Raw genomic sequence first — 23376 nt, forward strand, 5'->3', positions numbered from 1 at the left:
AACTTAAACCCTTCTAATTTTGGGCACCGTTTTGGCACCGTGAAACTTTGGGCACCGTTTTGGCACCGTTTTTGTGCAAAAATTCGTGAAGAAATACCTATATATCTGATAAAATATTTTGCGTTTTTTCTTCTTCAATAATTTGTTTTTCAGAGAGGAGGTGAGCATACACTTCCATTGTTATGGTTATATCAGCGTGACCTAAACGTTTTGAAATATAACTAATATCTACACCCTTTGAAATTAAGTAACTGGCATGGCTATGTCTTAAACCGTGAATAGAAACATTATTATTAAATCCTAGTTCTTGTTCGATCCTATGAAGCCATGTATTTGCGATGGTTGCATATCTTCTTCCGTCAAATAGTTCATTATTACTATTGAATTCTTTATTCTCGATATACTGCGAATAAATCGAGAAAAATTCATTTGGCATTTTTATTGTTCGTACAGCATTCTTTGTTTTTGGCTCAGTTGATTCGCCTGAACGTTGCTTAGTTTTATTGACTGAGATTGTTTTATTCAGTGTATCTATATCATCTGTCGTCAATGCTAAGGCTTCACCGGCACGTATTCCTGACAAAGCAACTAAATAGACCATAAAAGATGTACGCCATCTAATTAACTTTGGACTATCAGTGATGTGGTTTAGTAGTGTCCTAAACTCATCAGCTTCAAGAAACTTTTCAGATGAATCTTTTGAGTCTGAACCAGAGATTCGAACATTGTACGTTGGATCTGTAGTAATAAGTCCATCATGAAAGGCTTGTTGAATAACCATTTTTACTATTTGATGACGTTTATTCACAGTGTTTCTTGTATGGCCTACTGCATATTTGTTCAGGAAATTCTGATATATATTTCTTGTTAAATCACTCATATATAGGTTGTTGAAATAGACATTAATAATATATTTTTCAACAGCTTCCCATGATGCAATGGTCGATTCTTTTAGACCTGATTCTAAGTGAACTCGTGCATAGTCTTTGAAGTAATTTTGAAATAGGATTTTTGAAGCGTCCAAATTTTGTGGTGTACTGTTCGCTTCTAATCCAGCTAACCAAATTTTCGCGTCTGATTTTGTTTTAAATGTTTGTACTTTACGCCGGCGTTCGCCTTGTTCTTTGTAATCAAAAACGGCGCGCCATTTACCATTAGGTTTTTTCGTGATCGCCATAGTTTAAACTTAACCTTTCTATTGTAAAATTGAGTAGTTTAAAGACGTACTCAGGTCTGATATACTAATAAACAGAAATGAGCAGTAATGTTCGTTTGTAGATTTCCACATCCTTATGCTGCCAGGCGAGGGGATGTGGATTTTTTAATTTTCTGTCCAAGTATTTGCCAAATCTTTGACTTTAAAAGGACGATAAACTTGTTGATTACTCATAATTGTAGAAATATTGTAATTAGACTTTAAAGCATAATTTCCGTTTTTATCTTTAACAGAAATATCAATGGAATCAAATTTATTCAATGTGTCGCCAGCTTTTTTCTGCAAAGCGCCAAGAACGCCTGCTACTACAGTGCGAACATCATCATTTGATGTAATAGTAATTACGCCAGTGTACGGTTCGGATTCATAGGAACCATTTACATTTACATCTGAATAATCGGTGTTATCGGTAATTAAGGACTTTATAGTTGAATCTAAATTCTCAAAGTTTGCTGAACTTGAAGTGTCGGAAGAATCTGTTTCAGTTGTAGACGATGAACTTGAGCTAGATGCCAAAAAATCGCGATATTTAGAATATTCATTAGTAATTTCGATGTTTTGTAAATTAGTCTTACGATTTTTCTTAGTAGCTTTGATGGCGAGGTTGAAACCCGCTACTTTATCAGCTTGACTATTTTTTGTTAAATCTAAATTGATAGTAGTCTTTTTTCCGTTGCTTATGAAAGATGCAAATTCATGTTCCTTATTATATTGAAATCCACCATTATACATGATAATTTTAGAACCCTTCTCAGCAGTCAATGATATTTGAAATTGACCATTGATGTCGGTTTTGTTATCGTAACCTTCGTATTGTTTTGGAATCTCTAAACTAACTTTTTTCTGAACGGACTTCTTATGTATTTTATTTTTATTATCATTGTTAATATTTGCGGATAGAACCAATCCAATAATTATTAGTAAAAATATGCTTATATAAAAAATCGGATTTTTTGATATTTTCTTGAATTTATCCAACATTAAACCCATACTCCTAAGCTTTTAACGTGGATCATTTTTGCACGTATATTTTAAACTGATTCTATTGCTTCATGAACTATATCTTCAAATGCTGAAGGTAACCCAAATTCACCCATGAAGTTTATATAATTACGGCTATACATTGGCACATCAAAATACATAATTGAAGCAATAATTTTAGAAGCACCATAGTGTGCTCTTCGTTCCTCATATTTCTCACTCAATGGGGAGAAAGCATAAGCTTTCTGATCTTCCAAATCACCATATAGTAGGTGAGCCAACTCATGAGCTAACCTAAATACAATTGAGAAACTTGTCACATAATTTTTATTCAAAAAAATAATATTATCCCCAGCGATTGCCAAATCGGGCTCATCATCTTTTCTATCTACTACAATAATTTCAATGCCATTTCTTGATGCAATCGTTGATAATTGAGAATACATTTCTTGCTGGAAGTAACTTAGGTTCATAATCAGTTGCCTCGCATCTTACGAATTTGACGTATCTGATCAATGATGAAATCGCGATACTCATCGCTGATCTCTTGACCATCAAACTTCAAAATTATACTATCGTCCTCCAAATCAACTTCTTTTTGCTCGTCCTTAGCAGGATGCGGATTTTTTTCGTCAGTGTTACCTAGTAGGTAATCAACAGACACGTTCAATTTTTCAGCGACCGCACTTAAAGCGGTTGCACTAGGCTGGTTTGATTTCCAGCCGTAAATTACATTTTGGGATAGTCCAGCAGCTTCGGCTAGTGTTTTCAAACTACTGTAACCTTGCTTTTTGGAAGTTTCTTTTACACGTTCAAAAATAGTCATATCAATACCTCTAAAGACACTGAATAAAAATCACACATTTATTTGATTAAAAAGGTTGCAATCACAAATATATGTGCTAATATTATTCATGTACCTAAGTTCTTTTAAAAAATGGTGCATAAAACAAAAGCAATAAAAACCAGTAGGACGGTGAAATTAGTTGCTTAATGTTTGTTTTATTGCGCTTATTTATGTGTATATCTTAGCACATATTTATGTGAAGGTAAACAAAATAAAAGAATAAAAGTACACCAAATAATAAAAGGAGGTTTATATATATGGTGGCAGTAACGATTGACCGAAGGTATTTATCGCGAGTTGGACGATTGATTGGCAAAATTTTTGAAGCAAAGAAAATTGCTGGGATTAATGAAACAAAGGTAGCAGACTACCTTGGAATTTCCATGACCACATGGAATAACGTAAAGAACGGAACAGCGGGTACAGATACTGCTGAACGAGTTCTTAACGGTGCTGAAAAATATGTAGATGGAATTTTGAATCAATAATGGGGTTGGATGATGTCTAAGAAAATGTCGGAAATACAAGATAGAGGATTGCCTGTCTTGAATATAGATGAAATTGCGAAATTTTATTTTGGGCATAACGCAACATGGTTTAACACAAATATGCGTAACAATCCTAAATTTACAAGGAATGTTCCAAATATAGGGTTGAAGCGTCCGGAGTGGAAACGATCGGATGTAGCAAGGTTCGTTAAGCAGTCTAGTTGGACACAATGAAGGGAGGTGAGTACATGTTATCTGGCACATTTGCAGCATTATTCGGAATAGTAGTAATCGCAATTTCAGGTTTGAAGTTTCTATATATAGAAAATCACAGACCTGTGTATTACGTAGAAGGCACAAAAAAGCACACAGCGGCCGGCAAGCATACTGTGTGCAAGTAAATTTATCACATAACTCAAATCTACTCTTTGAGTTTATCACTTAGGGTAGATTGTCGCAAAAGAAAGAGGACATCAATGAGTAATGAACTCGCAGAGATCTCCATCAATGCAACGCCAGCCAATGTGAACGTTGCGAACTTGGATCAGTTGAAGGCTGCAACGCTGGAGACTGTTAATAAGTACAAATCATTTCCGGTGGCTCAACAAACCGAAAAGGGTGCTAAAGACATTCGCAAAGAGTTGAATGCGATCTTACAAAGTATTAAGCGCCAACGTATCGACACTGAGAAGGCTTTGTTAGGCAACTGGCCAAGTACCAAAGAACAACTGGTTGAGTTGGAAAAGATCGTTAAAGAGGGTGCTGATTTAATTGGTGACCAGCTTAAAGAGTTGGATGAAACACGTAAGGAAAACAAGCGCCAAATGATCAACAAAGAGATTGCAAAAATCTCCGAAGCTTATCCGCTGGTGCATGAAGAAATCGTGTTCGATGAACGATGGCTGAATAAATCTTATTCATGGCCTCAAATGTTAGAGGACATTAACCATCAATTTGAAAACATCAGCGAGCGAATTTCACAGGCAATTGAGCTTGAAAAATTACGATCTAATGAAATCAAGAACTACGCCGAAAAGTTGAACGTTGAGGCTGACGGCTATATCCATTTGTTGGAAACAATGGACGTTGATGCAGTTAAACAAAAGATGGATTTTGACGCATCAGCGGCTAAAGCAGCGATCGAAGCTAAGCATGAAGAAGTTGAGCGAGAACGGCAACAGCAGCAAGAGAAGGTCGATCAGGCCACACAAGTTGGTGACAAACTGATTGATTCTGACACAGGCGAAGTTGTGGAACAAAAGGAAATCAAGCAGTTTGCTAACTTTAATTTCCGAGTAAGCCACATTACACCTGAACAATTTGACTTTATCAAGCGTGGCTTTGAACAAATGGAGATCGACTTTTCTTATAAGGAGGTCTAAATGCAACTTCTAAATTCTAGTCAAATAACCTCAAGTAACACACTTTGGATGATCTACGGTGATCCGGGAGTCGGAAAGACATCACTCGTGAAAAATCATCCAGCGACACACAAATTGGTAATAACCTTCGATCAATCCCATGAGGTACTTCGGGGAATTGAAGGAGTTGATGTCATGGTTCCAAGCATTGAAGAGCTAAAAGAAATGCACAATATTTTACCAAGTGTTATCGCAGAAGCAGCCGCTCGTGGCTACGGCTTAATTGTTCTTGATAATGTTTCAAATGTATCGGAAACAATCCTTGATACATTGAAATCACAGTATAAGGACAATAGATTGGCTTACGTTGATCTACAAAATTGGTTTAGGCAATTAGCGCAATATATGAAAACATTGCCTGTTGAATTTCTAGTCACAGCTTGGGAATCGGCTGAACAAGAAGTGATCGGAGTTAATACAATAACTCGGTATAAGCCAACAATGAATGCCAAAACACGTTCAATGTTTACAGGGCTTTTTGATTTTGTTGGACGATTGCACATTAATAGCGACAACGATCGAATAATCACAACAGCGCCAAACGAATATACATTTAGTAAAAATCGTTTATCAGATAAATCAGAATTTCTAGCAACAGAATTATGGAAACAAAAGGAGAATAACTAATGACATTTACAGCAGACTCAACAAAGAAGCAAGGTGGACAAATCATTTCTTACGCTGGTAAGTACAATGTAGAAATCACTGACGCAGTGTACAGCGTTTCTAAAAGTTCAGGTAACGAAATGGTTACTATAACTTATAAAGTTCTTGATGGAACTGAAGCAGAGAATATTATTCCTTATGATATGTTGATCGACGATAGAGCCGATGATGTACCCGGAGCGACAAAGACATTCTTTGCTTACAAGAAGATTAATTCATTCTTAGTTGATGGTTTGGGACTAGCAGATGGAACACCATTTGAATTGAAGGACGCGAAAACGTTGCTAGTTGGAAAGCGACTTTCAGTTAATACGACTTGGCGCGAAAATGAGTTCAACGGTAAGAAAAGCTGGCGAGCAAATGTATCTTCATATCACACAATGTTGCAAGGCGGATCAGAGCCAAATACTGACAAGCCACGCCCAGAAGCAACTGATTCAGGAACGTCAAATCAAGGTAACGCATTCGGATCACCACAAAATGGTAATGGAGCTTTTGGGGCACCTTCAAATAACAATAACGCTTTTGGTGGAAGTAATGCGTTTGGTTCTCCAGCATCAATGCCAACAGACAACGATCAACCACCCGCAAACTTTGGAGCACAGCAACCACAACAAGATCCATTCGGAAATCAAGGCGCAAACTTTGGCGGTGGATTCGGTCAACAATAATGATCTATGTACAGGCTGAGGTTGTGCTACCAATGACACATGCATCGGGAAATCAAATGGAGCACAACACGCACACTAACACTGTATTCAGAACCGCGGGATATCACAAGTATCAAAAATATATTGTTGATTCGCTGCAAGAATTGGGTGATGAGTTAGGATGGAAAGTTCCTAAAGGAACTGCACTCCAGCTTAAAATGTTATTCACATATCCTGTCCCAGAATCAAAAGTTAATACGAAAGCTAAGCGAGCAGCATTTGAAGCAGGAAAGATTTATCCCATAACGCGAGGCACGGTGGATTTGGATAATTCAACCAAAGCAGCAGCCGACGCATTACAGGAAGCTTTTGATTTTGATGATTCACAGTTTATTTTTGAAATGCTGGGTAAAAAATACGGATTAGATAACAGACTATATATTGAGATATCAGACGCCGAAGTAGATTGGTAGGCCGAAGGGGGAAGTGCCCATGATGGCATTTAAAATTGCGGGAAACCGTGGTGCTTATGATGTTGTGGATGATTTCGATATTAAGATATTCATTGAATCGTTGCCGCTTAAAATTCCACCAATTGTTGATGTTCAAACTTACAAAGACTTTGAAGCTACTTATTTCACGCCTAGCAATTTGATTGAAGGATTAACTAGGCGCCGTGAAAACATCAAGGATATTCAAGCGATCATCTTTGATTTAGATTTTGTTCCTGATTTGCATGAACTAGATCAAGACTTGATGAAGCTGGTTAATTTCGACATGGAGTTCCATGCTTGGCAAACACCATCATCGCTTGGTAGTTCAAAACATGAGGGCGGCATGAGATTGTATATTCCTTTGAGTGTGCCAATTGAACCGAAACTTTTGCCGCAAGCTGTGGATGAAATCGTTAAGACTTTCATCTTGGAAGTTGGTATCAACTTACTAAATTATGGAGCCGACATCAAAGCTAGTAAAACAGTAGGGCGATTGATGGGACTGCCCTTGCAGCAATACTTAACTTTTAGTTGGTATGGTTCATGGCGATATGCAGTTCAGAGTAAGTACAAAGCACCCAAGCATAAATCAAGAAAAGGTCGGCAGACTAATCGTGGAGTATCACCCGAAAAGTTTGTTAAGGACTACATGCGAAAGCACAATGTTCCTGAATTAGTTCTTGGTCACAATGTACACAACACATTGCAACAATTGATCGGGGCATTGTCTAAGGCGGGCTTTGAACAAGAGCAGGCAATTGAGGGATTGGAATTTCTTTCAGGCATTCCGACGCATGGGATGGGCGATATTGAAAAAGAAGTCATGACATCGAGCGCATACAAATAGGACGGTAACAAATGGAGTTTAAAGAATACAATCCACGAGCCGCCAAGAATTATCAATTTCATTTGGAAGTTGTGAATGGTATTTCGCAAAAGCGAGCGGAAGCAATTGCAGGAACTAGATCATTATTCTTGGCATTGGTTAATGGATATGACGGGAAGGATGATGATAAGCAAGTCATCTACAATGAAAAATCAATTGATTTGTTGACACAGGTTCCAAATATTACTGAGGAGACTGCTAAACGATACATTGAAGAATACAATAACAATCCGTTTCAAGATGTTAATTGGGAAGTAAAAAAGCAGCTAGATCGCTTGGCACTTGAAAATCCAGAATTTGGGCTAAACCAAAATAAGATTTATAAGATTGCCAAAGCAGTTGATGACTTAGAAAACCCATGGAGCGCATATAAAACGGGCGCATTAACTTTTGAGTTCACGGCAAATATTTACGGTATGTTTACCAAGGATAATTTTGAAAAGCGCAAGAAGGTTTTAGCAGTTTGGAATGCTGAAAATCAGTTGAGAGAAAAGGAATCTCAAAACCTAATTACAGTTAAGAAATCTGATTATATTTTGGATGATGATTCTCTAAAGGATTATGGAATTGTTACGCCGTTCATGGACGGTTGGGCGAGAACTGAAACGTTACGAGCTTACAAGATTGTTAATGATTTGCTAAAAAACAATGTAGGTGTATCGGTAGGACATGAAATTGAAGATGTTGATTTATCTGATTTGTTTGATGATCAGAAAGAGGCCGTCGAGAAAATCATGAAGCAACCAATTTCATTCTTAACTGGTTACGCCGGTACAGGTAAAACGTTCGTCATTAAGAAAGTTTTGGAAGCACTGGGTTATAAGGGCAAGAGCTTATCAAATTATGCAGTTGCAACCGCATTGGCTGGTAAAGCTGTTAAGAATTTCGTTGAAAGTGTTGATGGAATTAACATCCAGACAACAACAATCACGGGAGTTAGAAAGGTTGATAAGTATCGCAAGTTGTTTGCACACGCAACCACGATTGTTGTTGATGAATTTTCAATGATCAGCTTGCAAGACTTAGCCTATCTTTTCAAAATCAATCCAGAAGCACGATACATTTTTATCGGGGATAGTAATCAACTGCCGGCCATTGGCTTAGATGTATTGCAACGGTTGGAAGACGAGAACTTACTTGTACCAATTAAGCTAACGATCCCAAAACGGCAAGCAGCTGAATCAGGAATTTTCAAAGATTCAATGGATGTTATCAAGGGTGAGATGCCAAAATTTGAACATCCAGATAGTACGGCATATTTCAACACGCCGGGTCATGAATGGATGATAGAAGAAATTGTTTCAAGGCATCCGAATGCAGATGTATTTCTGACAACTGCAAACGGAGCAAAAGACTTGATCAATGGAATTAAACACCAAGAAATTATTCAACGAACTCCAGAAGAGGAATTGTTGAATTTCGATGGAAAACAATTCTTTGCACATGGTGACAAAATTATTGTTGGTAAAAATAATCCTGATACTGGATTTATGAATGGTGATATTTTCATAATCATTCGAGATGAAGACAATGGAAAGTTTTATCTAAACAACATGAAAGGTGAGCGAGCGTTACTTGATGATGCCGGTCAGCCGCTCGAATTTAACGACATTAATTTTGATTTTCAAAAGCATAAAGCAGAACTTGGATTCGCAATCACTGTTCATAAGTCACAAGGATCAACAATTAATAATGTAGTTTCGATTCTTGGTTACTCTCGATTGTCTAGCCGCAACATTTTATACACGGCATTAACTCGAGCAAAAGAATCACACGCATTGTATATGCCAAGTAAGAAAATTCTACAAGGCTATCTTGATACAAAGGTCAGTTACCAATCAATCGACATTGATCAATTAAACCTCGATCTGTTAGAAGAAAATGAGGCAATTGAGAGGATGAACGGTTACACCCGTTAAATGTTACAGAACGATTTCAAAACAGGGTTTATATATATATATTTATAAGAACCCTGTTTAGACACACGTTTGTAACATAAATAAGGGGGTGATTGGCGGTGAACTCACCATGACAAGATGGCGATATACGATGTACGAACAAACATTCAATTTTGAGGAAAATGTTATATTCAATAACCACGTTTCAGACTCACCAAAAGATTATGAGAAAGCTGTTGCAACTAAAGCGAAGCGGGAAATTGGTAGAGGTTCTAAGCATATTCAAACATACGAAAAAGCTTTGAAGAACCTTGAAGAGCATGATTTTGTGGCTAGGTGGACAACACCCAAGGACAACGTGCATTACTCTGTTATCACTGAAAAAGGATTGGGCTTTCGTGAAGATAATAAAGGCTTGGATATTTGGGCTTCCAATAAGTGGATAGGATTGCCGAAAGGATTTGGTGACTCTTTAACATTTATGCTGTTGAGTTCATGGCGCTATGACAGACACCTAAGGACGCAGCAACTAGAAGTACAACTAAATCTGGATCACTTAGTCCGGAGGTTTGGCAATGAGTGGAGCCCGACGGATATTGAAAAACGCATTAAATTCTTGAAAAAGAATGGCAACTTGAATGGGCAAATGCTAAGCGAATTAACATTCAGTCCAGAATTAGAAAACGGTTATGCCGTAAATGAAATGAAGTAAGCAACACTACTATAACAATACGTTAGGATAAAGGTAATTAATGATGGCTAATATTGATTTAAATTTGAATAAGTTGGCAAAAGGTGCGTTGGCAGAAGATGTGAACATCGAGCTTGAAAAGATCGCAAAGAACTTGCTTGATCCGAACGCAAAGGATAATACATTCCGTGAATTGAACATCAAGGTGAAATTCAAGCCAGACGAGGACGGAACAATCGCAACTGTTACAGCCGTTAGCTCAAAGCTAGCACCTCGTGAAAATAAGGCGACCCGTGTGTTGGTTGGTGAAAACGGTGCAGGCAACGTTGAGATGCGGGAAATGTTGAGCGAAGTACCGGGTCAAACGATCATCGACCCAGTATCAGGACAGCTACTAACTGATACGGGCGAACCGGTGGACGGAGAGCCATCAGTTGCACCAGTTAAGAGCTACATGTAGTAATCACTTTTTAATTAATCGGAGGATAAGGACTATGACTATGACTAAAGAAGCACTAGAATTTTTGAACAATCAATCAGTTACGGCAGCAGAGAAGGCAATCGTAAAAGTTGGTGAAGATACATTCGTGATTGAGGATGGACGAGTACGCCGCTTCGAGCCAAACGATGCACCACAAAAGATTTCCGCGCATACACTAAGCGGAGTTGTTACGGCGATCAAGGATGGACTTTTGGAAGCAGCTGTTAAGTCTATTCAAGTTGTGAGTCCAACAAAGGTGCTTGTATTTGGTGAAGTTGATAAGTTTGGAAATCGACCAGAATTAGCAAGTGTTGAGGCAATCACACCAGAATTTCCATTTGAGCGTTACTTGGATCAAGAGAATTTCCAAATTAAGATGCGGGCCAACTTTATCGCAAACGAACATCGGAACATCCTAATCAAGTTTGCTGGTGATGTGACTGATACTAACGAGCAATCGTACTCAGATGATGGCATCACACAACGTGCAACTGTTAAGGATGGTGTGGCAAGTAAAGCTACGGCAGAAGTGCCATCACCAGCAGTGTTGAAGCCATATCGCACATTTAACGAAGTAGAACAACCAGAAAGCGAATTTATCTATCGCATCAAGAAGAGCGGCGGTGACATTGTAATGGCATTGTTTGAAGCAGACGGCGGAGCTTGGGCTAATGAAGCAATGGCAAACGTTGCGGCATACCTTAAAGAAGCATTACCAGAAGTTCCAGTAATCGCTTAATTTATCAGCCAAGGGTGAAAAGACTGTGAGCCCGTTTTGAAATGGAATTAATGAGGATTAGAGAACTCAGACGTAAGCGCAACATGACGCTTCAAGACTTAGCATTTGAGGTTACTGATCGACTTAGTAAGGAAGTTTCATCAGTTTCCATGACATATTATGAAGCCGGTAAACGTGATCCTAAGTTGGAGACGTTGATGGCTATCGCTGATGTATTTGGAGTTACAACTGATTATTTATTAGGTAGGTCAAATATTGTGCACAGTAAGGATTTGAGTATGGAAATTAGAGTTGTACAACGTGGCAACGGCTATGTATTGATTAATGGCAAGAATGAGGTTTACACAGTTGTTGGTTCATGGCGTAAGACTAATCAAGATGGCGTGCTTACATTTTCAACACGCAAACAAGCTGACGGAACTAGAAAGCGATTGATGGCCAATGAGTGAACATGAATACATCAATCGCAAATCAGACGGTAAGTATTGGCGACAAGTATATGAGCCGAGCGGTAAACGAATAATGGCTTGGACGGATGAATTGAAGTTCGCATGGACTGGTACACCATCGGATAAACGAAGCTTTGTCAGAGAATTGTTTAAAGAAGAAGCATTGAGTATGGAAGATGCAAGGTACAACGGACTTGAAGAAGTTTACTTCGAGGATGTAGATCGGAAGGATTTTTAATGTGGATGATGATGTTACCGATGATTTGGCTGATTGAAATAGTTTGGGTGACAATCGGCTATTGGCAACACGTTAGGCAGTGGAATAAAGGGCGGAGAAATCATGAGTAAAAGTATTCGAGCAATTCAGTTTGCTGATAACTATGTGATTGTGAATAAGGCTGGAGAATTTTACATGTCAAACGGTAAATTTATGCCATTAGGTCGTGGATCAGCGCTTTCTTTTGGAAATGTGGCGGAAGCAAACTCGACTGCTAGAAAGCTGGAGAAACAACTAAAAAAGGACAGGATTAAGTCATGAAAGTTGTAAATAGCGAGACAGGCCAGGTATTTGAAGCCTGGAAGGTTGAAAAAATCGGCATTACGTTAGCTCCAGTATGGGTAAGAGAAGCAATTAGCCACGGAGCAATGAGTATTCCAGCCAACAGGGGTTATTCAGAATACTTCACGGTTAAAGATGGTAAAACGATCGGCATTAACCTTGGAGATTATATTCTCAAAGGACCAAGGTTCTCTGTAATTCCGGTAAACAGACAAGAATTTAAAAAGACTTATAAAAAGGAAGATTGATATGAACACACTAACTAAAATTGCAGTACTAACGCCACTAATGATTGGCGTAGCACATGTAGCGCCACACGTAACCCCTCATGTAACACCTCACGTAACGGTGGCACATACGACACCGCATGTTAATACGGTAAAAACAACACCGTCTAAGACGCCAACGCCTTCGCGTCCTAAGTCATCAAATACAACAAAACCCACTAATAGGAAAGTAAGCCGAGAAACGCATATCAGAAATTCAAATAACAATCTACTCAATTACATGATTTGGAATAGTTGGTTTAATACTGGATCCAAAGATAACGAATTGAGTATTAAAGATGCTAAAGGTAAAAAACATGTCGTGTCATTCAGTGATAAGCAATATAAAAAAATCAAGAGTAAGGATGATTTGATTTATAAGAATGGTCATGTTTACGAAGGACACAGTCGTATTAACTAAAAAAGAGGTTAAATCATGAAATTAGTAACTATGCGAGTTGATTTTAACATTGACGGATTGAAAAGTTATGTTGAATTTGAAATCAAGACAAACCTTAGCAATGGCGACTTGCTAACTGGAGAGTGGTGGGAAGATTGGGATGTGGATCAGAAGTTTACTAAGAACTCTCATGATTTACGGTATGACGAAGGGCAAGATGCATTCTTAATTACTTATGACGGAGACAATATTGAGATTGACCCTGATGAGTTTGGCGACGAAGTAGATGCAATTTCAATTGTAAAAGAGGAGATGGTCTAATGACATTTGACGAGTTTATAGCTGCGGTAGATACAGAGAACTTGGTAAAAAATGCTGCTGCTAAATCATATTTGGATGACTTAATAAAGCAATTGCGTGAGACTTATGCACCGATTGTTGAAATGGAAGCGCCGCTTGCGGAACATATTTTTCAGATGATTGATAATCCTGCTGTGTTTGTAGCCCTATCCACTAAAGAACGTCCGGTACTTAGTAACGAAACTGGCTTAGTATCTGCATATTTGCACCCAGAAACAATTAAGGTGGTTGAGTAATGGCAAAGTACAAAGTACAAATTAACGATCCTGAAAGAGGCTTGAGCTGGGTAACTGATGAATTTAAAGATGATGACGGCGCATTAGTCGACGTTGGTTCAGCTGAATTTGAAATCGCCGCTACACTCTACGACAAATCAGATGCGGAGTATGTAGCTGAATTTCTACGTGATTACTTTACTGATATGGGTATTGATAAGCGAGTAGAGGTGGTTGAGTAATGATGATAATTGGATTAATTGTTTCATGGACCGGGGCAATTCTAAGCGTGATTGCAGCATCAGTCTGAAGAACATGGGAAACAAAAAATATGATGACGGTATCTATAATCGGTTTAGTAATGGCTGTTGTAGGTTTTGGGATGACGCTTTTTCTCTAGGAGGTGGTAGAAGATGACCACGACTAAACAGAAGCGAGATATATCAGTTGATATGGTTATGTGTGAGATCAACAGGCAAAGTCAACAAGGCAAGAAAGTTAATGTCGGTGAATATATTTTTAGAGTTGCGAAGATGGAGGCGAAGTAATGGAGATGCAAAAAGATTTCAATTTGAAAGAGTTTATTTTAGGATTGTTAATTTTTTTCGGTGATCCACTGGTAATCATGCTTATGTGGAATTGGTTCATGACTAAGTTTGGATTGATTTCGGTTAGTTATTTCTTGGCGTTTGGATTTGCGATGTTTTTTAACTACATGATTATGAAACCAAGAGACGCTGATTATAAAGTCACGGACGTATATGAGCATCAAACGAAGGTATTAGCTTCAATGATTGTGACATTGGCACTTGCATTTGTTATCCACTTATTTGTGGGTTAGGAGTTAAGTAATGGCAAATATTTATGACACAAAAGAGAAGGTTCAAGAATATTTACGAAAAAATCCAATGGAGAGAGGCTTTTATTGTAACAATAAAAATACAGTGCGTTACTTGCATACTATTGGGCCAATGGGTAAAGAGTTGTTTGTTGGATATGTACCAAAGCAGGCAGCTATCAATAAGCTCATTAGTAAGTCTAAGAGTATGAGCGTAACTGCTGTAAATGTTAGAGATAGCGATATTTTCGATTGGTTTGTAAATGCTGAATTTTTAGGAGCCACTCCGGAAGAAGCGGGATTAGTTAGGGGTTAAGTAATGGCACAACGAGAGATTAAGTTCAGAGCGTGGCTTGAATATTATCAAGAAAAAGGATTCATAGATGAATTCGACATAAATCAGGATGGCGTTGTATTCATAAATGTTTTCGGCGAAGAAGAAATGTACCCTGTCGACTCTAAGCGTGTGACTTTAGAGCAATACGCTGAAATGTACGGCGAGGAAGACATCAGCATTTATGATGGCGACGTTATTAAAGTTTGGGATAACGGTATTGGACAAGTCGTTTTTGAAAATGGTGTGTTCAAGGTTGATTTCAAAGATGGAAGAAAGTATCCACTGGAACTTTGGTGGCAAGATTTCATAAGTGGAAAAGCACCAGATAATCCGTACAAGGTATTAGGAAATATCCACGAGAACCCAGAATTGTTGGAGGCGGAGTAATGCGTAGAGAAGAATTATTAACTAAGCAAAATGAGTACATGAAGAAAGCTATTAATGATTATGCCTTAACGTTTGGTGGTGATGATGCTGAAGAGTTTACTCAAATCATTCAAGCAGTTGAAAACATGGAGCAGATCTTTGAAGCTAAAAATTCAGTTGATCATCCGTCACACTATAAGAAATTCAAGTTTGAAGCTATTGAAGTGATTGATGAAGTAGCTCCAGCATTTGGAACTAAGTTATCGTTCAGTATTGGAAATGCTTTGAAGTATATCTTGCGAGCACCATTCAAAGGAACAACTAGGCAAGACCTCGAAAAGGCTGCATGGTATTTGGAACACGCTATTGAATTATTGGGTGTGGAGTAATGAAAATCAAACTAACACAGAAACAATTTGATGTTATCGAAGCTGCTAAGAAAACCAAAGTGCAAAAGACATTGAAGAATGGCAAGCATGAATACGTAGATGCTACTCAGTTAGAAGCACAGCGTGCATTAGCTAAGTTCTATATAAATAACCGGTTTGGTAGTGAAATTTTGCTGAGCGAGGTTATGGCGGTGTATGAAGGCAGAGCAGTAGCTGAGATTATGGAGGAAGGATAATGACTAAGAATAATTTTCTAACTCCAGAGAGTAGAATGGCAAGAGAAACACAACGATGGTTTGATAGAAAATTTAGAATTGCTTACAAACGACAGCAAATATTCAATGAAGAAGGCGCATCTAAAGAATTGGTTGATAAAGTTCAGAGCATTGTTAGTATGATGCCTGAAAAATTTCAAGAAGTGCTTGAATTAAGATTCTTTAGAGGTTTTACTAACGCGCAGACAATGGAACAGCTTGATTATCCTGAATCATCGTATTATCGCCTGAAAAATAATGCTTTGGTTGAGTTTGCAGAACTAACCAAGGGTACAGAGTTACTTAAAGTTGAAAGTGATGAAACTCTAACGATTAAAAGAGCTATCAAATTCTTCAATAATGACTTAGAACGTATTGAGAGTGTTGCAGGAACTAGGATGGGACGATCTACGGAATTCGATTCTGTGAAACATCATTCTAATGTAAACACTGCTGAAGAAATGGCAACTCAGAGGTTAGATGCAAATAACACGCTTGACTATGTTCAGAAAATGATCGGCAAACTAGCTGAACAAGAGCAAGGTATGATTAATATGCGCTTTATGGAAGGTGCAACCTCGAAAGAAATATCAACAAATTTGAATTGCACTGAGGACGAGGTGCATCAAATAATGGACAGAGCTCTTCTAACGTTTGCTGAGATAACAAATGAGAAATTGCGCCTTGTTGTTGAAAAATAAAAAAGCGCCAACCGAAGTCAGCGCCATGCGAATAAATAGGATAACTTTATTTTATCATGGAGGGCGTAGGTTGTGGCTGACAAAGTAGATAAACTATTGCGAGGATACTTTAGGGGTGATTTAGATAAGCAGATTGAATTGCGTAAGAAGATGTTAGCTGCTCGCCATGATATTGATGAGAATATTGGTGGAGGTCGAGCACAGAACAAACAATCGAATGCGGTTGAATCAATGATGATCACTCATGAACTCGACCCTGTAATAATTGCACTAGATCACAAGAAGTTTGTAATTAACACTTGGCTTGAAGGCTTAGATGAAGAACGAATTGATATGTTGCGATTGCATTATGGAGAACGTGAATCATGGACGTACATTGCTAATGAGCTACACGTTAGTGAGGTGACGCTCCATAAGTGGAAGAATGAGTTCAAAGATTCCGTGAATGCTTTTGCAGACTTGAAAAGGGTTAATTATTGATTAAGTTTATATTTAGTTTCAGGGCTAAAAAATGGGTTAAATTTGTAGTATCGAATAATTAAAAAAGGAGCTGATAGAAATATCGGCTCTTTTATTTTGCAATTATTTAGGGGGTGAGTTTTGAAACTGGTATTAGATGAAAAGAAAATCAGAAAGGGTAAGCCGATTGGTTTGCCTTATGTTGGATCAAAGAAAAAGATTAGTAAGAAGATAGTTGAAATTATTAAGCAGAATTTCGGCACTGACAAGCCTGTGTATGACATTTTCGGCGGTGGTGGAGCAATTACTGCGGAACTAATTTTAAACGGCTTAGACGTACATTATAACGATTTGGACAAGTCTATTACTGATATGTTCCACCGTGTGATTAATCAAGATAGAGAATGGATTAAGACGCTGATTATTAGCCGCGAAGAGTTCATGCAAATCAGAGACAAGCAAGATAAAACTGTCGATGACGAGTTGAAACTGCTTGTTAATTCATTTGGCAATGATCGTAAAAGTTATTTGTATTCCAAAGAGATGTCGAAAATAAAATTTGATTTGGCGATTGACATTATTAAGAATCACAATGTGTTCTCTGGTTACAAGCAAACATATACATATAAAAATGTCGTAGCAAATATAGAACGATTAGAGAAGTTACAGCAATTAGGGCAATTAAAGCAGCTAGAGCGATTGCAACAAGTAAATGATGTGATAGCTACTAACTTAGACTACAGAGATTTCTCGAATATTACAGATTCTATCTTGTATTTAGATCCGCCTTATGAAAACGCAGCAAATAAATATAAGAATACTTTTGATAGTCCAGCCTTTTATGACTGGGCTTTTTCTATGTCTAAAAATAACATTGTTCTGATTTCTAGCTATGAGATCAGTGATGATAGGTTCGAGCCTGTCTTTGAATTTAGAACAGCACGGTCTACTTTCCAAGGTGGAACCGGCAAACGTTACGAGAAGCTATTCATGGTAAAGCAATAGTCTATTTTGGAAAGAAAGGTGGTGGGAGATGTGTAGTTATGAAAAGAGATAAAGATTATGGCTTAGTATCTGGTAGCGATGAGTTGCAGATATTGAGACGGCTAGAAGATGAACTTAGTAATGATCAATGGAAGCCTAAAATGAATAATGCTTTTCATGTAGTTTAATCTAATATATAATTACTCACTAAGGTTAAATCTAATAAGGTGAGTATTATGGATGAAGATGACGCAGTATACAGAAGAGCAAAGGATTTCTTTGAGAATCACTACAAAGATAGAGGTATGGTAAAGTGGCAAGGATATTTCTTGTCTGATCATACCGAAGATGTGCGTAAGAATGACACAGCAAGAGCAGTCGCCAGAAATCAAAAGGCAATGCCTGAGATGGAACTGGACGAGATTACAGAGAAGTTGTTTAAGGCTTATGCTAACAACTTACATGTATCAGTACAGGAACGAAGTAAGCAAGGTGAGAACTTTCCGCCTATCATTCAAGGCAAGGTTCAAGGATTCGATGAACAGTATATCTTTATCGGCAATGATCGGATTGAATTAGACAATCTACTTTGGTGTTCAATTGAATAGTTACTAAGTCACTAGCATTTGTTAGTGGCTATTTTTGTATATGGAGAATTGTTATGGAAAAGAAGACATTAAAAGTTGACGTTGATACTGAGATGTTGGAGTTGGTAATGAATGCGTTTAGACTAGGGCTAGATGCAGGACGTGGCGATGAGAATTACCATCTTGGACTAAGTACTTCTATTGATGGATTCATCAAAGAGAATATTAAAACATTAGTGAAAGTTAAGGATTATCATCCTGTTGGACAGGCGGACTTACCAAAAGGTTTGCATGTTACATCGGGAGTGAATGGAGCTGATGGTTCTCGTGTTGATGGTTTGACAGATGGCGAGGGTAATCATTATTGGAGACAAGAAGGTTCTCATGAGATGACGGCGAGAGGACTAGGTGTAGATGACACAGACGTTCTACAAGAAGGTTGATAGAGTTAGGTTCTATCATTCGAGAAGGTGGAAGAAGTTACGTGATGAAGTAGTCGAGAAGTATCATCATGAATGTGTGATGTGTTTAGCTGAAGGTAGGATCACTACTGATAGGATGCCGGGTATAGTGATAGAGGTAGACCATATACAGTCCATTATTGATCGACCTGACCTAGTGCTTGATGCAAGCAACTTGCAACCATTGTGTCGTGAACATCACAATGCTAAACATAAAAAATATATGTCAATGTTGAAATCAAATAAAAAGAATTCTGACGAATGGTTTGGATAGAAAATGATACCCCCCACCTAAAAAAAATCGAGTTTCAAAGGCTTTGGGGTACCGGGGGTAGGGGACTAGACTGTCCAAAATATTCGAAATTTTGCCAGAGGGGGGGTGTAAGCTAAAATATGGGACGTTCAAAACTTGAAAAAAGCCTTATTGACGCGGTTTCGGCTAATCATGAGATAACTGAGTATGAACTCGAATTAGTGCAAAAATACGGCGATTTGGGGCGGATTTGGGACGATTTGAGCGCTGATATTAAGGCTACGGGCGTTATGATTGATGTTGCAAGTGGAAACAACGTTTATCATAAGGTCAATCCAGCCGTGACTGAAAAACAGAGAATTAGCTCAACTATGAATGGGATTTTAAGAACATTAGGTATTGATTCCAAAGGATTATCAGAAAACAGTAAAACAAATAAGATAGGTGGTGGTTTAAGTGATAGAAAACGCTCACGTAACTAACTACATTAACTTGTATAAGAGCGGGAAGATCAAATTAAACAAACGCCGTCAAAAATTAGTGTGGCTCTTGGAAAGTGATGTGTTGAAAAGAGATGATTTATATTTTGATGAAGATCGGATTGAGGAGTTAATAAACTTTTCATCCGATTTTTTCTTTGAACATACTGATTTCCAGAAGTTTACTGACGCTCTGTTGTTCTTGTATAAAAAGGAAGATGACGAACCATTTTTTGACCGTATTTTATTAGTGCTAGGACGTGGAGCAGGTAAGAACGGCTGGATAACGACGGTTGCCTTGTTTTTAATTTCTGAGCTTAACGGAGTACGAAATTATAATGTGGGAATTGTTGCTAACTCGTTAGATCAAGCAATGACATCAGTTGATGAAATTAACGCAGCCATTATTGAATATCCAGAGTTAAACGATTCTTTTTATAATTTGAAAAGAGCAATTTCATCAACGTTGATGGGTGGAAAAATAACCCCTCGGACAAGCAACGTCAAAACAAAGGACGGTGCCAGAGATAGTTTAGTTGTATTTGATGAAGTTCACGCTTATGAGAATGATGCAATTGTGAATGTCTTTGAATCTGGTCTTGGTAAGGTTCCTGAATCACGTTCTATTATGATTGGTTCTATGGGATTCGTTCGTGGCGCATTTATGGATCAAATGTTAGATACCGGCGATAAAGTTTTAAATGGTGATTTGCCTGCTAGTGATTTGTTACCGATAGTTGCGCAACTTGATACCCCTGAACAAGTGAATGATTTTGATAACTGGGAATTAGCAAATCCAATGCTAGTAAAACCACTATCAAAGTATGGACAAATGCTATTTGGAAAAATCAAGAAGCAATTTCGGACAATGTCAGAATCAGATAGTGCACGAGCTGAATTCATGACTAAACGAATGAACCTTCCAACTGTCGACGTTACTAAAAGTGTCGCTAGTAAAGAAGAGATTACTGCAACTAACCAAGAAATTGAAGTTCCAGTTGGAAGTATGGCAATAGGTGCAGTGGATTTCTCGTCTATCCGTGATTTCACAGCCGTAGGGCTTCTTTTCTTTGTAGATGGTAAATATGTATGGCAGACACATAGCTTCGCTACAAAGGCTTTTGTAAGCCAATACATGGGATATAACTTATCTCCAGAAGATGTTAAAGGCAGTAATGTTTTTGCACCCCTAAAAGAGTGGGAAGCAAAAGGCGATCTGACTATATTGGACGATCCAACAATTAGCCCAAGCGTTGTAACTGATTGGTTTGATGCCAGACGAGATATTTATCAAATAAACGAAATTGTTATGGATAATTTTCGAGCTGAATTGCTACGGCAGTCCTTTTTACAGTCAGGATTCAATAATTTGAACGTGATTAGGAATCCAAAAGCTATTTCAGGATTACTTGCCCCACGTATCGAAGAAGGATTTGCCAACGGAAGCTTTGCTTGGGGTGATGTTCCGATCATGCGCTGGTACACGTGGAATGTTTTAGTTAATGTGAAGGCTGATGGTAACCGAGAGTACCTAAAGAAGGAAGAACGTAAACGTAAAACCGATGGTTTTATGGCGTTCATATATGCCTTGTATCGCGCTGACGAATTAACGAATGGTGTTGATGTGGCGGCCAATCTTGAAGCGATGCTAAATATTGATTTTTAAGGAGGTGATTAGTTGGGATGGTTTGATTTTAGGCGCAAAGGTGTGGCTCGTGATCCGGTAAGTGATAAGTTATTTGAGGTAATCTTTAGTAATGAAAAGCGGAAGATGAGTGAATATGGCATGCAAGTAGTTGCTAACTTTATTGCTCGAACGTTTATGACTTTGAAGGTTGAATCTGATAAGAAGGTTAATCAAAAGGCACTTAGCATTTCGCCAAATCCTAATCAGAATGCAAGTGAGTTCTGGCGGGATATTGTGTATAAGTTGGTCATGGAAAATGAAGCTTTGGTTATCACAAATGATACTAAGAGCCTTTTAATAGCAAATGATTTCACAGTTGATGAATTTGCGAATGTAGAAAACGTATTTAGTTCAGTGAGCGTTGGAAATTTTACCTTCCAGCGTTCTTTTATTTCCTCAGATGTTTGGCACTTGAAACTGAATACAGATGATTGGCGTAAGTCTTTCATCAAGACAAATGAAGAACTAGATAACATTTATAACTACGTCATTAATAACGTAAAAATGCGTAACCAATTCAGAGCAACTGTTGGTATTGAATCTAATGCTGGTTTAAACAATCAGACAAACGTTGAGGGAAGTCTTAAAAAGGTACTCGACAAGGTAAAAAACTCAATTACCAGCGATTCAATTGCTATCATGCCTGAGCTAACTGGTATTAAGTATGACGAGAAAAGCCAATCTTATTCGGCTGGTGGTACGGGTGTTGATGAGATTAGCCGATTGAAAAAGTTGGTCATCGAAGACGTTGCCGCCATGCTTGGTGTACCGGTAGCTATGATTTCAGGGACACAAGCTGATACATCAGGCGTTGCTGATCAATACCGAGAAAATGTTGTAATGCCAATTTTGATCATGATTCAACGTGAATTGCAGATGAAATTTAATGATCCGTCAATTCTGTTGAGTTTTGAGCGTGATATGTCGATTGTTCGTAACTCTGAACAGATTGATAAGCTGATTAGTTCTGGTTACGCAACACGAAACATGATTGCAGATCTATTCGCAATGAAACCAACAGAAGGTGGCGATGAGTTTATCATGACCAAGAATTATGAACAAGCCAATAAAGGAGGTGATGTAGTTGATTAGTATTTTAGGGCAAATTGCATCAGATGAAGATGCACAAGCTCTTAGAGAACAAGGAATGAATGTTGCTTCACCCGGTGATGTTAGGGCGGCGTTAGCGGAGGAAACTGGAGATAATATTAACGTTGAAATCTCATCTCCCGGTGGCAATGTTGTTGCTGGTAGTGAGATATATTCAATGCTACGGGCGAGCGGAAAGCATATCACAGTTAATGTGACGGGAATTGCCGCTAGTGCAGCGAGCGTTATTGCAACAGCTGGAGACGAAGTGTTAATTTCGCCAACCGCGCAAATTATGATTCATAATGCACGCTTAGCTGATGGAACTCAAACGGATGACACTAGAGTTGTAAGTGAGAGTTTAGCTAATGCTTATGCGCTAAAAAGTAATTTATCGCGAGATGAAATTACTTATTTGATGGAGAACGAAACATATATCACGGCTGGCCAAGCTGTAAAATACGGTTTTGCTGACGGATTTATGTTTAATGATGATGACCCTGCAATTGTTGCAGAACTAAAAACGGAGGACAAAAAAATGGATCCAGAGAAGAAGACTAACCCAGAAGAGCAACCAAAGACTGGGAATGATGATTTAACTAAGGTGTTGCAAGATATTTTGGCTGAATTGAAAGGCATTCACGCCGATATGTCAGCCAAGAAGGATGAAGCTGACGATAAGGACAAGCAACCTGCTCCAAAGCAGGAAACAGCTCCTACGGCATTCAATCAAGAAACTATCTCAGCAATCGCCACTGCGGTTGCAAACGCACTTGTTTAATTTA

Annotated in this window: 39 protein-coding genes; 35 read left to right on the forward strand and 4 right to left on the reverse strand. The window is 38.2% G+C overall.

Annotated features, from left to right (window positions below; genetic code table 11):
- Positions 1-97 precede the first annotated feature (97 nt).
- From ESZ50_RS01150 to ESZ50_RS01165, 4 genes are all read right to left on the reverse strand, one after another.
- Entirely contained in the window at positions 98-1177 is a 1080-nt protein-coding gene (locus ESZ50_RS01150; protein WP_148621761.1) for a tyrosine-type recombinase/integrase, read from the reverse strand.
- 144 nt (positions 1178-1321) lie between these two features.
- Positions 1322-2197 (reverse strand): hypothetical protein, encoded by an 876-nt coding sequence (locus ESZ50_RS01155; RefSeq protein ID WP_148621762.1) that lies wholly within the window; start codon positions 2195-2197, stop codon positions 1322-1324.
- Between the two features lie 50 nt (positions 2198-2247).
- Positions 2248-2670 carry an ImmA/IrrE family metallo-endopeptidase gene (locus ESZ50_RS01160; protein ID WP_148621763.1) on the reverse strand — a complete coding sequence of 141 codons (423 nt, stop codon included), beginning with the start codon at positions 2668-2670 and terminating at the stop codon, positions 2248-2250.
- 2 nt (positions 2671-2672) lie between these two features.
- A complete protein-coding gene (locus ESZ50_RS01165) occupies positions 2673-3023 on the reverse strand; it encodes a helix-turn-helix domain-containing protein (RefSeq protein ID WP_148621764.1) in 351 nt (116 codons plus the stop codon).
- A 278-nt stretch (positions 3024-3301) separates the two neighbouring features.
- On the opposite strand from ESZ50_RS01165, the gene ESZ50_RS01170 reads away from it, so the two are divergent.
- The 35 genes from ESZ50_RS01170 to ESZ50_RS01330 all read left to right on the forward strand — a co-directional run bounded on the left by ESZ50_RS01170 (position 3302) and on the right by ESZ50_RS01330 (position 23372).
- The gene (locus ESZ50_RS01170; RefSeq protein WP_148621765.1) at positions 3302-3532 is read left to right on the forward strand and encodes a hypothetical protein; all 231 of its coding nucleotides are present in this window, start codon (positions 3302-3304) and stop codon (positions 3530-3532) included.
- A 476-nt stretch (positions 3533-4008) separates the two neighbouring features.
- Positions 4009-4914 (forward strand): DUF1351 domain-containing protein, encoded by a 906-nt coding sequence (locus ESZ50_RS01175; RefSeq protein ID WP_148621766.1) that lies wholly within the window; start codon positions 4009-4011, stop codon positions 4912-4914.
- Positions 4915-5580 carry an AAA family ATPase gene (locus ESZ50_RS01180; RefSeq protein ID WP_148621767.1) on the forward strand — a complete coding sequence of 222 codons (666 nt, stop codon included), beginning with the start codon at positions 4915-4917 and terminating at the stop codon, positions 5578-5580.
- Positions 5580-6290 (forward strand): DUF669 domain-containing protein, encoded by a 711-nt coding sequence (locus ESZ50_RS01185; RefSeq protein ID WP_148621768.1) that lies wholly within the window; start codon positions 5580-5582, stop codon positions 6288-6290. The genes ESZ50_RS01180 and ESZ50_RS01185 overlap by 1 nt, the downstream gene beginning before the upstream one ends.
- Positions 6290-6742, forward strand: a complete 453-nt coding sequence (locus tag ESZ50_RS01190; RefSeq protein WP_148621769.1) for a RusA family crossover junction endodeoxyribonuclease — start codon at positions 6290-6292, stop codon at positions 6740-6742. The genes ESZ50_RS01185 and ESZ50_RS01190 overlap by 1 nt, the downstream gene beginning before the upstream one ends.
- Before the next feature lie 19 nt (positions 6743-6761).
- On the forward strand, positions 6762-7610 hold the full coding sequence (locus ESZ50_RS01195; protein ID WP_148621770.1) for a hypothetical protein: 849 nt from the start codon (positions 6762-6764) through the stop codon (positions 7608-7610).
- 11 nt (positions 7611-7621) lie between these two features.
- Complete coding sequence (locus ESZ50_RS01200) at positions 7622-9568, forward strand: ATP-dependent DNA helicase (protein WP_148621771.1); 1947 nt, start codon at positions 7622-7624, stop codon at positions 9566-9568.
- A 109-nt stretch (positions 9569-9677) separates the two neighbouring features.
- Positions 9678-10259, forward strand: a complete 582-nt coding sequence (locus ESZ50_RS01205; RefSeq protein ID WP_148621772.1) for a hypothetical protein — start codon at positions 9678-9680, stop codon at positions 10257-10259.
- A 40-nt stretch (positions 10260-10299) separates the two neighbouring features.
- Entirely contained in the window at positions 10300-10698 is a 399-nt protein-coding gene (locus ESZ50_RS01210; RefSeq protein WP_187387506.1) for a replication terminator protein, read from the forward strand.
- Positions 10699-10732: 34 nt separating this feature from the next.
- Positions 10733-11458 carry a hypothetical protein gene (locus tag ESZ50_RS01215; RefSeq protein ID WP_148621774.1) on the forward strand — a complete coding sequence of 242 codons (726 nt, stop codon included), beginning with the start codon at positions 10733-10735 and terminating at the stop codon, positions 11456-11458.
- 41 nt (positions 11459-11499) lie between these two features.
- Positions 11500-11907 (forward strand): helix-turn-helix domain-containing protein, encoded by a 408-nt coding sequence (locus tag ESZ50_RS01220; protein ID WP_148621775.1) that lies wholly within the window; start codon positions 11500-11502, stop codon positions 11905-11907.
- Positions 11900-12145: a hypothetical protein gene (locus ESZ50_RS01225; RefSeq protein WP_148621776.1), complete on the forward strand. Its 246-nt coding sequence runs from the start codon at positions 11900-11902 to the stop codon at positions 12143-12145. Before ESZ50_RS01220 ends, ESZ50_RS01225 begins: the two co-directional genes overlap by 8 nt.
- 102 nt (positions 12146-12247) lie before the next feature.
- On the forward strand, positions 12248-12445 hold the full coding sequence (locus tag ESZ50_RS01230) for a hypothetical protein (RefSeq protein ID WP_148621777.1): 198 nt from the start codon (positions 12248-12250) through the stop codon (positions 12443-12445).
- On the forward strand, positions 12442-12714 hold the full coding sequence (locus tag ESZ50_RS01235) for a hypothetical protein (protein ID WP_148621778.1): 273 nt from the start codon (positions 12442-12444) through the stop codon (positions 12712-12714). Before ESZ50_RS01230 ends, ESZ50_RS01235 begins: the two co-directional genes overlap by 4 nt.
- A gap of 1 nt (position 12715) precedes the next feature.
- On the forward strand, positions 12716-13153 hold the full coding sequence (locus ESZ50_RS01240; RefSeq protein WP_148621779.1) for a hypothetical protein: 438 nt from the start codon (positions 12716-12718) through the stop codon (positions 13151-13153).
- 15 nt (positions 13154-13168) lie between these two features.
- On the forward strand, positions 13169-13453 hold the full coding sequence (locus ESZ50_RS01245; protein ID WP_148621780.1) for a hypothetical protein: 285 nt from the start codon (positions 13169-13171) through the stop codon (positions 13451-13453).
- Entirely contained in the window at positions 13453-13728 is a 276-nt protein-coding gene (locus tag ESZ50_RS01250; protein WP_148621781.1) for a hypothetical protein, read from the forward strand. Before ESZ50_RS01245 ends, ESZ50_RS01250 begins: the two co-directional genes overlap by 1 nt.
- Positions 13728-13949, forward strand: a complete 222-nt coding sequence (locus ESZ50_RS01255; RefSeq protein WP_148621782.1) for a hypothetical protein — start codon at positions 13728-13730, stop codon at positions 13947-13949. The genes ESZ50_RS01250 and ESZ50_RS01255 overlap by 1 nt, the downstream gene beginning before the upstream one ends.
- 171 nt (positions 13950-14120) lie before the next feature.
- Positions 14121-14255 (forward strand): hypothetical protein, encoded by a 135-nt coding sequence (locus ESZ50_RS11880; RefSeq protein WP_281282872.1) that lies wholly within the window; start codon positions 14121-14123, stop codon positions 14253-14255.
- Positions 14255-14548, forward strand: coding sequence for a hypothetical protein (locus tag ESZ50_RS01260; protein ID WP_148621783.1), 294 nt, complete (start codon positions 14255-14257; stop codon positions 14546-14548). The genes ESZ50_RS11880 and ESZ50_RS01260 overlap by 1 nt, the downstream gene beginning before the upstream one ends.
- A gap of 10 nt (positions 14549-14558) precedes the next feature.
- Positions 14559-14861: a hypothetical protein gene (locus ESZ50_RS01265; protein WP_148621784.1), complete on the forward strand. Its 303-nt coding sequence runs from the start codon at positions 14559-14561 to the stop codon at positions 14859-14861.
- 3 nt (positions 14862-14864) lie between these two features.
- Positions 14865-15269, forward strand: coding sequence for a YopX family protein (locus tag ESZ50_RS01270; protein WP_148621785.1), 405 nt, complete (start codon positions 14865-14867; stop codon positions 15267-15269).
- Positions 15269-15637: a DUF3310 domain-containing protein gene (locus ESZ50_RS01275; protein ID WP_222860779.1), complete on the forward strand. Its 369-nt coding sequence runs from the start codon at positions 15269-15271 to the stop codon at positions 15635-15637. The genes ESZ50_RS01270 and ESZ50_RS01275 overlap by 1 nt, the downstream gene beginning before the upstream one ends.
- The gene (locus ESZ50_RS01280) at positions 15637-15873 is read left to right on the forward strand and encodes a hypothetical protein (protein ID WP_148621786.1); all 237 of its coding nucleotides are present in this window, start codon (positions 15637-15639) and stop codon (positions 15871-15873) included. Before ESZ50_RS01275 ends, ESZ50_RS01280 begins: the two co-directional genes overlap by 1 nt.
- A complete protein-coding gene (locus ESZ50_RS01285) occupies positions 15873-16592 on the forward strand; it encodes an ArpU family phage packaging/lysis transcriptional regulator (protein ID WP_148621787.1) in 720 nt (239 codons plus the stop codon). Before ESZ50_RS01280 ends, ESZ50_RS01285 begins: the two co-directional genes overlap by 1 nt.
- A gap of 72 nt (positions 16593-16664) precedes the next feature.
- Positions 16665-17072 carry a DUF722 domain-containing protein gene (locus ESZ50_RS01290; RefSeq protein WP_148621788.1) on the forward strand — a complete coding sequence of 136 codons (408 nt, stop codon included), beginning with the start codon at positions 16665-16667 and terminating at the stop codon, positions 17070-17072.
- Between the two features lie 120 nt (positions 17073-17192).
- Positions 17193-18056, forward strand: coding sequence for a DNA adenine methylase (locus ESZ50_RS01295; RefSeq protein WP_148621789.1), 864 nt, complete (start codon positions 17193-17195; stop codon positions 18054-18056).
- A 38-nt stretch (positions 18057-18094) separates the two neighbouring features.
- Positions 18095-18223 (forward strand): hypothetical protein, encoded by a 129-nt coding sequence (locus tag ESZ50_RS11885; protein WP_281282873.1) that lies wholly within the window; start codon positions 18095-18097, stop codon positions 18221-18223.
- A 48-nt stretch (positions 18224-18271) separates the two neighbouring features.
- Positions 18272-18643, forward strand: a complete 372-nt coding sequence (locus ESZ50_RS01300; protein WP_148621790.1) for a hypothetical protein — start codon at positions 18272-18274, stop codon at positions 18641-18643.
- Between the two features lie 53 nt (positions 18644-18696).
- Positions 18697-19065 (forward strand): hypothetical protein, encoded by a 369-nt coding sequence (locus ESZ50_RS01305; RefSeq protein WP_148621791.1) that lies wholly within the window; start codon positions 18697-18699, stop codon positions 19063-19065.
- A 79-nt stretch (positions 19066-19144) separates the two neighbouring features.
- Positions 19145-19357 (forward strand): HNH endonuclease signature motif containing protein, encoded by a 213-nt coding sequence (locus ESZ50_RS11965; protein WP_425473108.1) that lies wholly within the window; start codon positions 19145-19147, stop codon positions 19355-19357.
- Between the two features lie 119 nt (positions 19358-19476).
- On the forward strand, positions 19477-19818 hold the full coding sequence (locus ESZ50_RS01315; RefSeq protein WP_148621793.1) for a P27 family phage terminase small subunit: 342 nt from the start codon (positions 19477-19479) through the stop codon (positions 19816-19818).
- Positions 19793-21481 (forward strand): terminase TerL endonuclease subunit, encoded by a 1689-nt coding sequence (locus tag ESZ50_RS01320; RefSeq protein ID WP_148621794.1) that lies wholly within the window; start codon positions 19793-19795, stop codon positions 21479-21481. The genes ESZ50_RS01315 and ESZ50_RS01320 overlap by 26 nt, the downstream gene beginning before the upstream one ends.
- 12 nt (positions 21482-21493) lie before the next feature.
- Positions 21494-22594 (forward strand): phage portal protein, encoded by a 1101-nt coding sequence (locus ESZ50_RS01325; protein ID WP_148621795.1) that lies wholly within the window; start codon positions 21494-21496, stop codon positions 22592-22594.
- Positions 22587-23372 carry a head maturation protease, ClpP-related gene (locus tag ESZ50_RS01330; RefSeq protein ID WP_148621796.1) on the forward strand — a complete coding sequence of 262 codons (786 nt, stop codon included), beginning with the start codon at positions 22587-22589 and terminating at the stop codon, positions 23370-23372. The genes ESZ50_RS01325 and ESZ50_RS01330 overlap by 8 nt, the downstream gene beginning before the upstream one ends.
- Positions 23373-23376 lie beyond the last annotated feature (4 nt).

It is taken from the genome of Weissella muntiaci (genome assembly GCF_008107635.1).
GTDB classification, from domain to species: domain Bacteria; phylum Bacillota; class Bacilli; order Lactobacillales; family Lactobacillaceae; genus Weissella; species Weissella muntiaci.